Raw genomic sequence first — 13,737 nt, 5'->3', positions numbered from 1 at the left:
AGGCCAAGGCGCGCCGCTCAGGTGGCGTAGTATTTCTTGTAGTCGGCGTAGTAGAAGCCCGCGTCGCCGTAGCCGTAGCGCGCCTGGGCGTTCATATCGACCTGGGTCAGGGCGACACCCGCGACATGGGCCCCCGCCTGTTCCAGCAAGCGCAACGACTGCTGGATCGCCTTCTCCGGCGTCTTGCGCCAGCGCGCCAGAAAGATCACGGCGTCGGATCGGGCCGCCAGGATGCGCGTGTCCGCCACCGCCAGCGTCGGGGCGGTGTCGAGCAGAACCAGATCATACCGCGCCGCCAGATCCGCGATCAGTTGATCCATGGCCTTGGACCCGAACACATCCTTGGGGGTGAAGCTGTTGCGCGCAAGGGGCAGGACGTGGGCGCCGGAGGCCTCGTCCAGATGCACCACCTGCTCCAGGGCGACCTTGCCGTTGAGCACCTCAAGCAGGCCCGTTTCCGGTTCAAAGCCCAGCATGCGGTTCAGATTGCGCCGACGCAGATCGCAATCGACGACCAGCACCCGGGCGCCGGACTGGGCCGAAACGCGCGCGAGGGTGAGACAGGTGGTGCTCTTGCCTTCGCCGGGCAGGGCCGAGGTGACGGCCACCACCTTCACGGCCTGACCGGTCCGGGAATAGAGGATGGAGGTCCGAAGGGCCCGCACCGCTTCGGCGAAGGCAGACAGCGGACGCTTCAGAACATAGTCGGCCGGCGCCTCCTCGCGCTCGGCCGCCGCCGCGACCGAGGACAGGCTCGGCACCGCGCCCAGGTGCGGCAGACCCAGACGACGCTCCACCTCTTCTCCGGTCATCAGTCCCGAGTCCAGCATCTCCGCCAGAACCACGGCGGCCAGACCCAGACCGAGACCCAAAATCAGCCCCAGGGCGAGGTTGAGCGGGATGTTGGGCGAGGACGGCGCATTGGGAATGGCCGCCCGCGATACGATCCGCGCATCGGACTGCTCCAGCCCCTCCTGCGAACTGGTTTCCTGAAACCGGGTCAGGAAGCTCTGGTACAGCGTCCTCACGGACTCGGCGTTGCGCTGCAACTCGTTCAACCGCACGCTGGCGGCGTTATTGGCGGCCAGGGTTCCGCGTGCGGTTCCCAGACTGCCCGCCATCGAGGCGGTCCGCTCGCGAGCCACCTGGGCCTGAGCCTCCAGGTTCGACACCAGCCGCTGAATCTCGGCCTGGATCTGGCCGTCGATATCGGCCAGTTCGCGCTGGGCGCGCAGCATGTCCGGATGCCGCGGGCCATATCGTTGCGTCAGGTCAGCCACGCGCCGCGACACCTCCGCACGTTGCTGCCGCAGTTGCTGGACCACCTGGGATCCCAGGGCTTCGCCGACATCATCGCCGGTCGACCCGCGCGCCAACTGGCTCCGGGCCGTGCGCAAACGCGCTTCTGCTTCCGCCTGCTGGGCGCGAACGGTGGCGAGCTGCTGATTGTAGGCCGATATCTCCTGCTCGGTCAGGGTGGCCCCCGACGCGCTGAGCAGATTGTTGGCCGATTGATATTGGGCCACGGCCGCCTCGGCCGCCTGAACCTCGCCTCGAAGCTCGCCCAGCCTGACGTTCAGCCATTCATTGGCCTGGCGCGTCGCATCGAACTTGGTCTCGAGCTGCTCCAGCAGATATCGCTCGACATAGGCGTTGGCGATGCGCGCCGCCTTGGCCGGGTTCTCTGACGCGAAGGAGACATTCATCACATAGGTCAGGCCGACACGGCGGATGCCGAGGCGGGCGCGCACCGCCTCGACGACCGCCTCCTTGTTCCGCTGCCGAGCTACGGCGTCGAGACGCGCAGACGCCGTATCCGGGCGAGCGCCGAACAGGGCGGCGACGCCGCCCAAGGTCATTTGCAGCGGCCCTGGCTGGACTAGGTCGGAGTTGAACTCCGGGTCGTTCTCGAGCTTGAGGCCGTCCACGACACGCTCGGTGAGGTGACGGGACTTCAGGATTTCGACCTCGGTGTCCACCACGCTGGAATCGGCCGTCAGACCCGACAGCACCGCCTGGGAATCGACGACGGTGGACTGGCGCGTGTTGATCGTCACATTGGCCGTGGCCGTGAACAGCGGCGTGGCGCGCGCCGTGACCAGGATCGCCGCTGTCACCGCCAGCAGCAGGATCGCCACGAACAGTTTGAGCCGACGTCGAAACGCGGCGATCAGCTTCTGCGGATCCAACCGTTCGACACCCGGCCAGCCCTCGACTTCGGCGTCCATCATTGACGATTCCGGACCGTCCCGGCCTTCCGATGATCGGGGCATGAGCACTCTGAGCAAAGCACGCGCCCTTTCAGAACTGGGTCACCAGAGACAGCATCAGGCGGTTCTGATCGAAACGAGGGCCAGCCGCCGCTCCCTCAGACGACTGGTCAAAGGCGCCGGCGGTGACGCTGAGACCGACACGCCGGTTCACGAAATAGGTCGCCCCGATGCTGGCGGACTTACGTTCGTCGGTCCGGTCGATGCCCTCATAGTCATCCGAGGCGAGGTTCGCGGACACGAAGACGATGAGGTTGCGCAGGAGTTCGTGATCGATCTGAAGGCTGGCGGTCGTCGAGAGATAACCTCCTGATCCCGCAATGGCCGAGTCCTCGATGGTGCGCGCCGCGCTGAGGGTCACGGTGGTCAGCTGGGTCGGGAACCATTCCAGCAGCCCCCTGGCCCCGAATCCGTCGACGTCGCCATAGGCCCCGTCGTCGAACGCCTGGGAGATATAGCCTGCGGCCACCTCGCCCCGCGCCACGGCCCCGACCTCGAAATTGACGCCCGCCAGCAGCTCATATCCCGCAGAATCCCGCGCCGCATATCCAACAGACGACGGCAGATCGTAGTCGCGCGAATTGGCGCTGGCCTGGACGAAGACCGCCGTCGCGGGGCTGATCGCCACATCCGAACGCACCAGTCCGCTGACGATCCGGCGGTCGCGGTCGTCCTGCTGAATGACGGCGCCCGTCGCATCCCGGCCGTCGTCGTAGTCTAGGCTGCGCCAGTCCGCACGACCGGACAGGCGCATCCTGCCACCGGTGCGCGCCGCCGCCGCATAGGCCGAAGTCACCGCATATTCGATCGGCTCAACAGCGGCGCGTGGCGTGCTGGACGATGACCGAGGCTCGGCGGCGCTCAGGTGGTCGCCGCCGAACGACACTGTCGTGCGGCCAGCGAAATCCAGCACGCCGGACCCGCCGAGGCTCCAGTCCTCGCTGTCCTCCGACCCATAGTCCTGATAGCGATTCACGCTCGCCCGGGCGTAGGCCGAGATGCTGTGTCGCGGCCAGTTGGACACCACGGAAACCTCCGGCCTCACGCGCCAGATCGAATCCCCGACCTCGCCGGTGGACACAGCGTAGATGTTGTCGTTGCGCTCCAGCCCCACCTCAACCTTCGGAAATACGCCGAAGGCTCCGAGCGACAGGCCCATCGCCTCGTATTCCGGTCGCGGCCGCGCCCGGACTGAAACAGACCGGTCCCGGGCGAACAGGTCAGTTGTCGCATCCTGAGCCTGGCGCAGGCTGCCGCCCGTGGTCTGGGCCTCGACCGGCACGACCGCCATGACCGAGCCGAACACCGAGCCCAATGCGCAATAGACGCTGACCGTTCGCCTGCCCATGCCCCACCCCTCGTCCGCGCATGCGGACCGATGTCAAAGTGTCCAAATGCCGACTGGCGGCTTCGACGTCAGTTGGTCGGAGGCCCGCTGTAGCCGCCTCCGCCGCCTGCGCCGCCGCCCGTCGATCCGCCGCTCGGCAGACCGCCTCCGGGACCGCCGCTCGACCCGCCGGCGCCGCCGCTCCCCGCTCCTCCCGAGGCCGGGCCGCCCTCGCCGCTCGCAGCCGCCTTTACTTGAGCCAGGGCCGCGGCGGCCGCTGTCCCCGCCGGCGCGGCCGCCGCGACCGTCGGTGAATTCAGGGCGGCCTGGACCTGTTCATCTGTGAGCTCGGAGGCTTCGATCGCCAGGGCGACCTGGTCCGCCTTGCCGGCAGCATCCAGATCCGCGTTCTGCAAGATGGTCGCGATCTGTGACGCCAGCAAAGACACCGGATCGGGCTGGCTGACCGCCACCGACACCACCGTCGCGGCCGCCGGCGCGACGACCGTCAGAAACCCAGTTAGAACCACGCTGATCGCCAGCGCAGAAATTGGTCGCTTCGCCATACCCGCCCCCATCGTTAACGACCGGGCAAGGAAGCCTCCGAAGAACGGCGTTGTAAAGACGTCGTCGTTATCTTTTTTGTTGCATCGCAAAATGCGTGACATCGCCGCCACGCTGGCCCCTGCCGCCGTGTGGCTGCCGACGCTGGTTCATTCGCGCGGCCAGACGTCCGGCGGGATTGGCGATCTCACCCGGGCGCACGCCGCTGCGGCCGTGGGTTCGCACGTGCAATCGGTGCTCGACACGCGCCCGATAACGCAAATCCTGCGGCAGGGCATCCCAGCGATTATAGGCATAGGTCAGTCGCCAGACGCTGTCGGTAGGACCGAACGGCGACACCCCATAGGAGCGGCGCAGGGCCTCAACAGCGGCCGGTGAAACGCTGGTCCGCCCTTCCAGCCAGGCCTGGCGGTTCCAGGCCCGACTGGACCCCGGCGTGGCGTCAAGCAGACGACGATTGATCCCGCTGGCTCGGGATTCACCGGTCCGGGCCGCTGCGGCCGCAATTTCCTCAAGTCCGAATCCAAGCTTCGCCAAAGGATGGTTCGGATGGGGAGCGAGGAAAGCTGAAATGGCTCCGACTCCAGCGGCGACACCTACGGCGCCGATCAGGCCGACACACCCTTTGAGCAACGACATCCTATCCCCGCCGACCAAGCACCGGTCCTGGACGCCACCCACATCGCGCCGCACCTGAAACTAAAACAGCGTTTCTTCGCTAACACCAGTTGCGAAGACGGGATGTTAAGCGGCGCCTGCCATAGTGGAACCATGAGCCGATCCATCGAAAGCATCGCCCGGAACACTCAGAGCCCCCATGACCTGGCGCCGCCTGCAGAGATGCCCGGCACGCCGCCTCCCCGCACCTTTCGCGTGATCGGCTACGGTCTGGGCCTGGCCTTCAGCCTCGGAGCCTGGGCGGGGCTTGCCGCGCTGATATTGAGGTGATCGGCGACGACATCACTCCCACTCGATTACACAAATTACCCCAAGCCGCTGATCGGCTTGGGGTTTTTTCTCGCTTATCAACCGGCGGACCGATTGAACAACCGACAGACGGGAAGTATTCTGAAAACATTCAGAAAATTCTAAGCAATAACATCTGCGTGAATTCGTCATCTTTTGCGGTCTATCGGACTCTCTGAGCACTGAGCTGCAATGCAACGAGTTCGGTTCGCCTTGCCACTGTGCACCATCACTTGGACGTACACTGTATCTCATCCGCACGGTCGTCGTCGAGCTTACCGGCTCGATCGTATGGCGATAGCGACAAGCGTCGTCGACGCGTGTCATGCCGCGCGCGACGACCGGGATGCAAACGCCGCACTGGCTTTGCGGCCGACGGCGTCCTGATTTTCGAGGACGGCGGGACTGGCCGATCGGTCTTTCGCCACGAGGACGACAGATGGCGGATTACGCACATCGTTGGTCGTCGGACGCGGTGCGCTGATCTCGCGATCAGGCGGCGGGAGCCGCCGACGCTCCCTTCTGGGCGAGCCAGGCGTCGATCAGGGTGATTTCGCGCTCCTGCGCCGTGATCACCTCCTGGGCCAGGTCCCGCGCTTGGGCGTCCTTGCCTTGCGCGAGCTCCACACGGGCCACCGAGACGGCGGCGACGTGGTGACCTCGCATCTGCTTCATGAAGTCGATGTCGGCGTCCCCGGTGAAGGCGGGCATCGCCTCCATCATCGTGTTCATCGAGGCCTTGTAGCCTTGGGTGGCGACGGAGTCGCCGGGCGCAGGCGCAGCCATGCCGCCCTCCATTCCGCCATGGGCGTCTGCCGCTGCGGCGGCCTCAGGCGTGGCTACGGCGGGCTCTTCGGCTTGCGGGGAACAGGCCGTAGCCAAGGCGCAGGCGGCGAGGACGAGGCTGATGCGTTTCATGACGGCTCCTTGGGGTCCCGACGTTAGCGACCAGGAGGGCCCATTCGTTCCGCCGACCCTACCGTCCGGCCCGCGCCAAGAGCTCGATCAGCTCGCCGGCCTTGGCCTTGCGATCCTCGGGATCGTCGCCGGTCATGGCGCCCATGACGCAGTGGTCGAGGTGATCCCGTAGCACTTCGGTCTCCACGCGATGGAGCGCGGCTCGAACGGCCTGAAGTTGCGTCAGCAAGTCGACGCAATACCGGTCATCTTCAACCATGCGGGAGATTCCCCGCACCTGGCCTTCGATCCGACTGAGCCTGTTGAGGACTTTGGGTTTCGTGTCGGTTTGCATGCGGCCTGTCCTCCTGAGCACCCCCATATACCCCAGACGGGTATCTTGCGATATACCCCCCCATGGGTATATGTGAGCCCTTCGGTCAGCCGGAGAGAGCGACATGTCCACGCATCCTCACAATCATGCCTCGGGTCACGCCTGCTGCGGGGCGAAGGCCTCGGATGGCGCGGCTACGGTCAAGGATCCCGTCTGCGGCATGTCGGTCGATCCGACGACTACCGCTCACCGAGCCAGTCATGGCGGTCAGGACTATTTCTTCTGCTCGGCGGGGTGCCGGACCAAATTCATCGGCGATCCGATGCGTTACCTGAACCCTCGCGTGGAGGCCGAGCCGGCCGTTCCCGGCGCCATCTACACCTGCCCGATGCACCCCGAGATCCGGCAGGAAGGCCCAGGCTCCTGCCCGATCTGCGGCATGGCGCTTGAGCCGGAGACGGTCACGGCGGAAGCCCCGCCCAACCACGAGCTGATCGACTTCACCAGACGCTTTTGGGTCGGTCTGGTCCTGACCCTGCCGGTCTTCGCCCTGGAAATGGGCGGACATCTGGCCAATCTCCACATGTTCATCCCGGGCCAGATGTCGAACTGGATCCAGTTCGCTTTGGCGACCCCCGTGGTTCTCTGGTGCGGCTGGCCCTTCTTCGAGCGCGGCTGGACATCGCTGCGCACCCGTCGGCTGAATATGTTCACCCTGATCGCCATGGGGGTCGGCGTGGCATGGCTTTACAGCGTCGTGGCCGTCGTCGCGCCAACCCTGTTCCCGCCCGCCTTCCTGAAGGCCGACGGCAGCGCGCCGGTGTATTTCGAGGCGGCGGCGGTTATCACCGTGCTGGTCCTCGTCGGCCAGATTCTGGAGCTGCGCGCCCGCGAACAGACCTCGGGCGCGATCCGCGCCCTGCTGGACCTCACGCCCAAGACCGCCCGCCGAATCCGGGCGGACGGCGTCGATGAAGATGTCTCGCTTGACCAGATCGCCGTCGGCGACCGCCTGCGGGTCCGGCCCGGAGAGAAGATCCCGGTCGATGGCGAACTCCTGGAGGGGCGGGTCGCTGTCGATGAATCCATGGTGACCGGCGAGTCCATGCCGGTGACCAAGGACGTCGGCGACCGCGTCGTGGCCGGCGCGCTCAACAAGACCGGATCCTTCATCATGCGCGCCGACAAGGTGGGCGCCGACACCCTGCTGGCGCAGATCGTCCAGATGGTGGCCCAGGCCCAGCGCAGTCGCGCCCCGATCCAGCGGCTGGCCGATACGGTCTCCGGATGGTTCGTTCCCACAGTGATCGCGATCGCCCTGCTCGCCGCCGTCGTCTGGGGCCTGGTCGGTCCCGAGCCCCGTTTGTCCTACGCCCTGGTCGCCGCCGTTTCGGTGCTCATCATCGCCTGTCCCTGTGCGTTGGGTTTGGCCACGCCGATCTCGATCATGGTCGGGGTGGGACGTGGCGCCCACGCCGGCGTCCTGATCAAGAACGCCGAGGCGCTCGAACGCTTCGAGAAAGTCGACACCCTCGTTCTGGACAAGACCGGCACCCTGACGGAGGGCCGTCCGTCGGTGACGGCGATCCTGCCAGCCCAGGGCTTCGTGGAAGCGGACATCCTGCGTCTGTCGGCCAGCCTCGAGCGGGGCAGCGAACATCCGTTGGCCGACGCGATTGTCCGGGCAGCCAAGGATCGGGACATCCCCCTTACCGAGGCCGTGGACTTCGACAGCCCGGTCGGTCGCGGCGTCCGCGGGACGATTGAGGGCCGCCAGGTCGCCCTGGGCAACACCCGTTTTCTCGGCGAGCTTTCAATCGACGTCTCCGCGCTGGAGCCGAAGGCGGAGGCCCTTCGCCACGACGGCGCCACCGCCATATTCGTGGCTATCGACGGAAAGGCGGCCGGGGTCATCGGCATCGCCGATCCCATCAAGGCCACCACGCCGGCTGCGATCCTCGCGCTGAAAGCGGCCGGTCTGCGGCTGGTGATGATGACCGGGGACAACCGGACGACGGCCGAAGCGGTCGCGCGTCGCCTCGGCATCGACGAAGTCCAGGCGGAGGTTCTGCCGCAGGACAAGGCGTCTGTAGTACAACAGCTTCGTTCGCAGGGTCGGATCGTCGCCATGGCGGGAGATGGCGTCAACGATGCCCCTGCCCTCGCCGCCGCCGATGTCGGCGTCGCTATGGGGGCGGGTTCGGACGTCGCCATCGAAAGCGCCGGCGTCACCCTTCTGGGCGGAGATCTGCAAGGCATCGTGCGCGCACGGCGTCTGTCCCGCGCGGTGATGGGCAACATCCGCCAAAACCTCGTTTTCGCCTTCGGCTACAACGCCCTTGGCATCCCCGTGGCGGCTGGCCTGCTTTATCCCGTCTTCGGCTGGCTTCTCTCGCCTGCCCTTGCGGCGCTCGCAATGGCGCTCTCCTCGGTCAGCGTCATCGGCAATGCGCTGAGACTGCGCGCGGTGAGGCTTTAGCCAGGATAGGCAATCACCAGTCCGCCCACCCACCCAAGGGAGGAACCGGCTGTGACGGGCCGGATTGATTTAGACGCTGACCGCAGTCTCCAGGCATTCGCAGCGGCAGGCGAAGACGAACTGAAATTTCTGAAGAGGATACGGACGATGTCTCATCAACAGATGGACCACGGCGGGCAAGGCAACGCTCGTGGACTCGGCCCTTATCGGAGCCTGTACCTCGAGTTGGCGCTCGATTTCGTCATCATGTACCTGGTCATGTACACGATGATCGCCACGCTCGGTCACTTCTATCTCAACCTGAACAACGTCTACATGACCCTGATGATGGTCGCGCCGATGGCGGTCCTCATGCTCGTCTTCATGCGGTCCATGTACCCGTCGCGCAAAACGAACCTGGTCATTGGAGCGGTCGCCGTCGTGATCTTCGTCGGCAGCTTCGTCGGCATGCGCACCCAGGCGTTCGTTGGCGACGACGAATTCCTGCGATCGATGATCCCGCACCATTCCGGGGCTGTGTTGATGTGCGAGCAAGCCTCCCTGACCGATCCGGAGATCATCGCCCTGTGCGACGGCATCGTGCGTGGTCAACAGGAGGAGATCGCCCAGATGCAGGCGCTCCTCGAGAAGCGTCGCCGCTGACCCCGGCGTGCGGGGGAAGGCCTCAGCCGCCGCCCGCTTCCTCTTCATGAGGGACGCGGTCGTGTGGCGCGTAGAGAAGCAGAAGGCCGGGACCGGCCAAACGTCTGGAGACTGAGTATGCGTTACTTCAACCCCGCGCCCTTCATCGCCGTCGCGGCGGTCGTGGCCTTCGCCGCCGGACCGGCGGCGGCCCACGCTCGCCTGGTCAGCGCCACCCCGGCGCCCGACTCCACCGTGGCCGCGACCCGGACGCTGACCCTGACCTTCAGCGAACGCAGCGTTCCCGCCTTTTCCGGCTTCGACGTCGTCAATGCGGCGGGGGAGAAGATCGCGATCCGCACCTCGGTCGCCGAGGACGGCAGGACCCTCACGGGCGCGCTGGCTCGCCCGCTGGCCGCCGGCGCCTACCGTGTCGACTGGCGTATCGCGTCGAGCGACGGCCACCGCATGACGGGATCCTACACCTTCACGGTGCGCTGACGCCGTGCTGGAAGTCGCGGTCATCGCGCTTCGCTGGCTTCAATACGCCGGCGGCGTCGTCCTTCTCGGCGCGCCGCTGTTCCTTCTCTACAGCTTCAAAGACCCCGACGCGCCGAACCTGGAATGGTCGCGACCGACATTGCGCCTCGCGGCGATCATCGTCGCGCTCGGCTCGCTCGCCGCCCTGGTGGCCCAGACGGCCGTCATGGCGGGGTCGCTGAGCGAAGCCGTCAAACCCGCGTCCCTGTCCTTCATGGTCACCGGCACGGCCCTGGGCATGGCGATGGTCGTGCGGGCCGCCGCCGCCTTGCTTGGGCTTGTCGCCTTGGTCGCCCTGAAACCCGGTCGCGCGCTCTGGAGCGTGACGGCCGCCTTGGGTCTGATCGTGGCCGCCAGCTTCGCGTGGACGGGTCATGGCGCGGCCACCGAGGGCCCTGGCGGGCCCATACATCTCGTCGCCAACATCATTCACGCGGTGGCAGCGGCCTTGTGGCTGGGCGCCCTGGCGGCGTTGACGGCCCTGCTTTTGCGCCGAGCCGGTCCGGACGATCGTGCAATCCATCGCGCCCTGCATGGCTTCGCCGGTCTGGGAACGCTGGCGGTCCTGTTGCTGGTGCTGACCGGTCTCGTGAACAGCTGGTTCCTGATCGGTCCCGAGCGCGTGGCGTCGATCGCGGGCAACCTCTACGGCCAGCTTCTGGTCGCCAAGCTCGTCCTCTTCGGTTTGATGCTGGCGCTGGCGGCGAGCAACCGGTTCCGGCTGACGCCGACACTGGGCTCTGCGCTGGAGACGGGCCAACCCTCCCTCGCCGCCATGAGCGCGCTCCGGCGCAGCCTGTTGGTCGAAACGGGTCTGGGACTCGCCCTGATCGGCGTCGTGGCGGTCATGGGAACCCTACCGCCCCCGGCGTCTCTGTAGCCGCGATCGCGATGATCTGAATGAGGTCGTCGCTCCGCCGGCCATTGAAGTATGATCAGACGATGCCGTTCCTGCGTCATGACCTCGTCCGACTGACGACCGCGCTGCTAGCGGCGTTTGCCGTGCTGTTCGTGTCCACCGCTTCGATCGCCTGCGAAGCTCCGGTCGATCAGGATATGGCGTCCATGTCGATGAGCGGCGACGGCGTCCCTTGCGAGCCGAAGACCGTCAGGATCTCGTGCCATAAGGCGTGTCTGGCCATCTGCCAGGGCCTGGTCCCTCAGGGCGGTGAACCCACCCCCGCACGGGTCTATGCGTCTGTCCTCTATCCATCCCTTGATGCGCGGCATGCCGATTTCACCGCGGAGGCGGACGACCCGCCCCCGCGACGCTGATCCTGTTGAAGAAGACCGAACTCATTCAATCAAACAGAGATCAAAACCATGAAACGCACGCTCACCCTCGCAGCCCTGGTGCTGCTGGCTTCCGGTTCAGCCGCCTTCGCGGCCGCGCCGCACGCCGTGGCGCAGGCCGTATGCGCTTGCTGCGACGCTATCGCAGCCTGCGCGGAAGCCTGCACCTGCTGCTGATCGTATGATCGGGGACGCCCGCCCGCGAGGGCGGGCGTCTTCTCGATGTTCCTCACCGACGTCGCAGGGCCGGCGACCCGCTGGCGCGGGCCTGAGCGTCAGCCGGGCGCGCGCGACGACCAGTGAATGTGGTGGATGCGCCAGCCGTCGGCATGGCGTTTGAGGACCATGGTTTCGGTCGTCAGGCGGTCTACGGCGCGGCCGTTGAATTGGCCCGTGGTGCGGCCTTCGCTGGTGATCCAGGCGATGTCCCCGTCGGCCCATCCCGATCTGCGCGTCACCGTCGCTTCAGAGGCGGCGGCGAAGGCGGCGTCCGAGCCCAGGTGATGGGACGCATACTCGTCGCGCGATCGCTCCGCGCCACCCTCCTCGAAGATCATCACATCCGGCGCCATCAGGGCCAGGGCGACGGCCGTGTCGCCGGCCTTCAGGGCGACGTGAAAGGCGTCGACGGCCGCCGCCGCGTCCGCAGCTTCCGCGGCGACCGAGCCGGCGGCTTGGGCATGCACGTGGGCGTGGTCCTGGGCGAAGGCGGGTGTCGCCGAAAGCACGGCGAGCGACAGGACGAGGGCGAGAGAGGTGCGGGACATGGCGAACTCCGGATTGTGGGTGATCTGAACGGGCTGAGCGCGATCTGCGTCAGGCCGGCGGGTTGTGGCGGGCGAACACGCGGGTCGCGCCCGAGCGAAGCACCAGCAGAGTGTCGTAGGGCTCCTTGCGCCCCTGCGGCGTCTCCATGCCGGGCGAACCGAGCGGCATGCCCGGGACCGCGACGCCCACCGCCGCCGGTCGCTCGGTCAGCAGTCGAATGACGTCCGGGGCCGGCACATGACCCTCGACCAGATAGCCATCGATCAGACCGGTATGACAGGAGGCGAGCGCGTCCGGCATGCCCCGGCTGCTCCGGACCGATTGAAGGCTTGGAAGGACGGTGATGGTGGTGGTGAAGCCCGCCTGGCGCATGTGCGCGATCCAGGCGTCGCAGCAGGCGCAGGTGGGCGTCTTGAAGACCGTGAGGTTTCTGGACGGACGGGTCTGGGCCCAGGCGGACCCGCCCATGCCGATGAAGACGGCCGCGCCCATGAGTAGACGACGGTTCAGATTGGCGGGATTCAAAAGGGTTCTCCCTGATCGCTGTGGACGGATCGCTGCGCCTCGACAGGGTCGGCGCGCTGCGGCGCCAGCCGCGCCCGCAACCACCGTCGGCCAGGCTGCTCGACGAAGACATGGATGGCGGCCGCGGCGGCGAGCGTCAACACAAGCATGGCGGCCAGTTCGACCAGGCCCATTCGATAGTCCGCACCCCAGCCGGAGAACGCCTGCGCCGCATTGCGCCACACCATCAGGATGGGGATGTGGACGAGATAGAGGGCGAACGACGCTTCGCCGGCGAACAGAAGGACGGGGTGAGACAGGAAGGTCCGGACCGGAGCCTTGGCCAACAGGGCGAGCGACAGGATGAAGAGACCGGCCGCCGCCACGATGACCCGGTCGTCGGCGCCGATCTGCATGAGCGTCAGCAGCAGGGTCGTGGCGACCAGGGCGCCCATGAGGGACATTCGCGGCGAAGGCGTCCAGCGCTGACCGAGATAGTAGAGGCCAATGCCGTAGAGGAATTCGGGAATGATGCGCAGGATGCCCAGGCTGTCCTCCGCCCGTGGCAGGACCCGCCCGAACTGCGTCCGGTAAAAGGCGTCAAGCGCGACGAACAGCAGCGCGGAGAGTGCGATCAGAGCCCACGGCCTCGACCGCAGGCGGAGGGCGACAGCAGCGTAGGCCGGGAAGAACAGATAGGCGAACCATTCGGCAGACAGCGACCAGGCTGGTCCGTTCCAGAGCGCCATGGTTTCGCGCGGAAACCAGGCCTGAACGAGCAGCAGAGTGCCCGCGAAATCGGCGGGATTGAATCGGCCTGGCTCCAGACCGACGCCGACCATCGGGGCGATCAATACAAGCCCGAGCATGGCCAGGAGGATGAACAGGTGAGCCGGATAGATTCGGGCGAACCGAGCTGCCAGAAACCGCTTGTAGTCGGGCGCGCCGTTCCCTTGCAGATAGACGTGCGCGAGGATGAAGCCCGACAGGATGAAGAAGACATCCACGCCGAGCCGGGCGCGGTTCAGCAGGCCCGCGCTCTCCGCAGGCAAGGTCCAGTAAAGCTGGAAATGGAAGAGCACGACGCCGAGCGCGAGGAAAAACCTCACGCTGGTGAGGGGATCGAGCACGTCCGGGAAGGGAGCCCGGGCGGGGCCTGACCTGTCGCTCACAT

The 13,737-nt window shown here is 66.5% G+C and carries 15 protein-coding genes; 6 read left to right on the top strand and 9 right to left on the bottom strand.

All coding sequences use genetic code 11. The features are described 5' to 3' along the window. Positions 1 to 17: 17 nt before the first annotated feature. The 4 genes from ACO2Q1_RS11120 to ACO2Q1_RS11105 form a co-directional block, all read right to left on the bottom strand. Positions 18 to 2,231: a polysaccharide biosynthesis tyrosine autokinase gene (locus tag ACO2Q1_RS11120; RefSeq protein ID WP_423329532.1), complete on the bottom strand. Its 2,214-nt coding sequence runs from the start codon at positions 2,229 to 2,231 to the stop codon at positions 18 to 20. A 70-nt stretch (positions 2,232 to 2,301) separates the two neighbouring features. Further along, positions 2,302 to 3,618 carry an outer membrane beta-barrel protein gene (locus ACO2Q1_RS11115; RefSeq protein WP_423329531.1) on the bottom strand — a complete coding sequence of 439 codons (1,317 nt, stop codon included), beginning with the start codon at positions 3,616 to 3,618 and terminating at the stop codon, positions 2,302 to 2,304. A 68-nt stretch (positions 3,619 to 3,686) separates the two neighbouring features. Beyond that, the gene (locus tag ACO2Q1_RS11110; RefSeq protein WP_423329530.1) at positions 3,687 to 4,163 is read right to left on the bottom strand and encodes a hypothetical protein; all 477 of its coding nucleotides are present in this window, start codon (positions 4,161 to 4,163) and stop codon (positions 3,687 to 3,689) included. 67 nt (positions 4,164 to 4,230) lie between these two features. Next, entirely contained in the window at positions 4,231 to 4,800 is a 570-nt protein-coding gene (locus ACO2Q1_RS11105; RefSeq protein ID WP_423329529.1) for a hypothetical protein, read from the bottom strand. 132 nt (positions 4,801 to 4,932) lie between these two features. On the opposite strand from ACO2Q1_RS11105, the gene ACO2Q1_RS11100 reads away from it, so the two are divergent. Continuing rightward, positions 4,933 to 5,109: a hypothetical protein gene (locus ACO2Q1_RS11100; RefSeq protein WP_423329528.1), complete on the top strand. Its 177-nt coding sequence runs from the start codon at positions 4,933 to 4,935 to the stop codon at positions 5,107 to 5,109. A gap of 510 nt (positions 5,110 to 5,619) precedes the next feature. Here ACO2Q1_RS11100 and ACO2Q1_RS11095 read toward each other — a convergent pair. Together ACO2Q1_RS11095 and ACO2Q1_RS11090 are read right to left on the bottom strand one after the other, a co-directional pair. Next, positions 5,620 to 6,045, bottom strand: a complete 426-nt coding sequence (locus ACO2Q1_RS11095) for a DUF305 domain-containing protein (RefSeq protein ID WP_292077770.1) — start codon at positions 6,043 to 6,045, stop codon at positions 5,620 to 5,622. A gap of 58 nt (positions 6,046 to 6,103) precedes the next feature. Then, the gene (locus tag ACO2Q1_RS11090; protein WP_040349360.1) at positions 6,104 to 6,379 is read right to left on the bottom strand and encodes a metal-sensitive transcriptional regulator; all 276 of its coding nucleotides are present in this window, start codon (positions 6,377 to 6,379) and stop codon (positions 6,104 to 6,106) included. A 103-nt stretch (positions 6,380 to 6,482) separates the two neighbouring features. Between ACO2Q1_RS11090 and ACO2Q1_RS11085 the strand changes: the two genes are divergently transcribed. From ACO2Q1_RS11085 to ACO2Q1_RS11065, 5 genes are all read left to right on the top strand, one after another. After that, on the top strand, positions 6,483 to 8,837 hold the full coding sequence (locus ACO2Q1_RS11085; protein ID WP_185224721.1) for a heavy metal translocating P-type ATPase: 2,355 nt from the start codon (positions 6,483 to 6,485) through the stop codon (positions 8,835 to 8,837). Between the two features lie 162 nt (positions 8,838 to 8,999). Beyond that, positions 9,000 to 9,479: a DUF305 domain-containing protein gene (locus tag ACO2Q1_RS11080; RefSeq protein ID WP_135196095.1), complete on the top strand. Its 480-nt coding sequence runs from the start codon at positions 9,000 to 9,002 to the stop codon at positions 9,477 to 9,479. A 117-nt stretch (positions 9,480 to 9,596) separates the two neighbouring features. Then, on the top strand, positions 9,597 to 9,959 hold the full coding sequence (copC, locus tag ACO2Q1_RS11075) for a copper homeostasis periplasmic binding protein CopC (RefSeq protein WP_165117293.1): 363 nt from the start codon (positions 9,597 to 9,599) through the stop codon (positions 9,957 to 9,959). A gap of 4 nt (positions 9,960 to 9,963) precedes the next feature. Beyond that, complete coding sequence (copD, locus tag ACO2Q1_RS11070; RefSeq protein WP_185224720.1) at positions 9,964 to 10,878, top strand: copper homeostasis membrane protein CopD; 915 nt, start codon at positions 9,964 to 9,966, stop codon at positions 10,876 to 10,878. A 62-nt stretch (positions 10,879 to 10,940) separates the two neighbouring features. Further along, on the top strand, positions 10,941 to 11,273 hold the full coding sequence (locus ACO2Q1_RS11065) for a hypothetical protein (protein ID WP_191558025.1): 333 nt from the start codon (positions 10,941 to 10,943) through the stop codon (positions 11,271 to 11,273). A gap of 293 nt (positions 11,274 to 11,566) precedes the next feature. Here ACO2Q1_RS11065 and ACO2Q1_RS11060 read toward each other — a convergent pair whose 3' ends face one another. From ACO2Q1_RS11060 to ACO2Q1_RS11050, 3 genes are read right to left on the bottom strand one after another with little or no spacing between them, the layout of a single operon-like run. Beyond that, positions 11,567 to 12,058, bottom strand: a complete 492-nt coding sequence (locus ACO2Q1_RS11060; protein WP_185224717.1) for a YybH family protein — start codon at positions 12,056 to 12,058, stop codon at positions 11,567 to 11,569. Positions 12,059 to 12,107: 49 nt separating this feature from the next. After that, entirely contained in the window at positions 12,108 to 12,584 is a 477-nt protein-coding gene (locus ACO2Q1_RS11055) for a DUF411 domain-containing protein (RefSeq protein ID WP_423329527.1), read from the bottom strand. Next, positions 12,581 to 13,735 carry an acyltransferase family protein gene (locus ACO2Q1_RS11050; protein ID WP_423329526.1) on the bottom strand — a complete coding sequence of 385 codons (1,155 nt, stop codon included), beginning with the start codon at positions 13,733 to 13,735 and terminating at the stop codon, positions 12,581 to 12,583. Before ACO2Q1_RS11050 ends, ACO2Q1_RS11055 begins: the two co-directional genes overlap by 4 nt. Positions 13,736 to 13,737: the final 2 nt, after the last annotated feature.

The organism is Brevundimonas sp. VNH65, from assembly GCF_049445955.1.
In the GTDB taxonomy this organism is placed as follows: domain Bacteria; phylum Pseudomonadota; class Alphaproteobacteria; order Caulobacterales; family Caulobacteraceae; genus Brevundimonas.
The sequence above is the reverse complement of the archived record's forward strand: the minus strand, read 5'-3'. Positions and strand labels throughout refer to the sequence as shown.

What these genes read in the sequence shown, in the direction of transcription:
- ACO2Q1_RS11120 (WP_423329532.1), bottom strand. Translation starts at nt 2,231, where the DNA reads ATGATGGACGCCGAAGTCGAGGGCTGGCCGGGTGTCGAACGGTTGGAT.
- ACO2Q1_RS11100 (WP_423329528.1), top strand. Translation starts at nt 4,933, where the DNA reads ATGAGCCGATCCATCGAAAGCATCGCCCGGAACACTCAGAGCCCCCAT.
- ACO2Q1_RS11090 (WP_040349360.1), bottom strand. Translation starts at nt 6,379, where the DNA reads ATGCAAACCGACACGAAACCCAAAGTCCTCAACAGGCTCAGTCGGATC.
- ACO2Q1_RS11080 (WP_135196095.1), top strand. Translation starts at nt 9,000, where the DNA reads ATGGACCACGGCGGGCAAGGCAACGCTCGTGGACTCGGCCCTTATCGG.
- ACO2Q1_RS11110 (WP_423329530.1), bottom strand. Translation starts at nt 4,163, where the DNA reads ATGGCGAAGCGACCAATTTCTGCGCTGGCGATCAGCGTGGTTCTAACT.
- ACO2Q1_RS11095 (WP_292077770.1), bottom strand. Translation starts at nt 6,045, where the DNA reads ATGAAACGCATCAGCCTCGTCCTCGCCGCCTGCGCCTTGGCTACGGCC.
- ACO2Q1_RS11105 (WP_423329529.1), bottom strand. Translation starts at nt 4,800, where the DNA reads ATGTCGTTGCTCAAAGGGTGTGTCGGCCTGATCGGCGCCGTAGGTGTC.
- copC (WP_165117293.1), top strand. Translation starts at nt 9,597, where the DNA reads ATGCGTTACTTCAACCCCGCGCCCTTCATCGCCGTCGCGGCGGTCGTG.
- ACO2Q1_RS11115 (WP_423329531.1), bottom strand. Translation starts at nt 3,618, where the DNA reads ATGGGCAGGCGAACGGTCAGCGTCTATTGCGCATTGGGCTCGGTGTTC.
- ACO2Q1_RS11085 (WP_185224721.1), top strand. Translation starts at nt 6,483, where the DNA reads ATGTCCACGCATCCTCACAATCATGCCTCGGGTCACGCCTGCTGCGGG.
- ACO2Q1_RS11065 (WP_191558025.1), top strand. Translation starts at nt 10,941, where the DNA reads ATGCCGTTCCTGCGTCATGACCTCGTCCGACTGACGACCGCGCTGCTA.
- ACO2Q1_RS11060 (WP_185224717.1), bottom strand. Translation starts at nt 12,058, where the DNA reads ATGTCCCGCACCTCTCTCGCCCTCGTCCTGTCGCTCGCCGTGCTTTCG.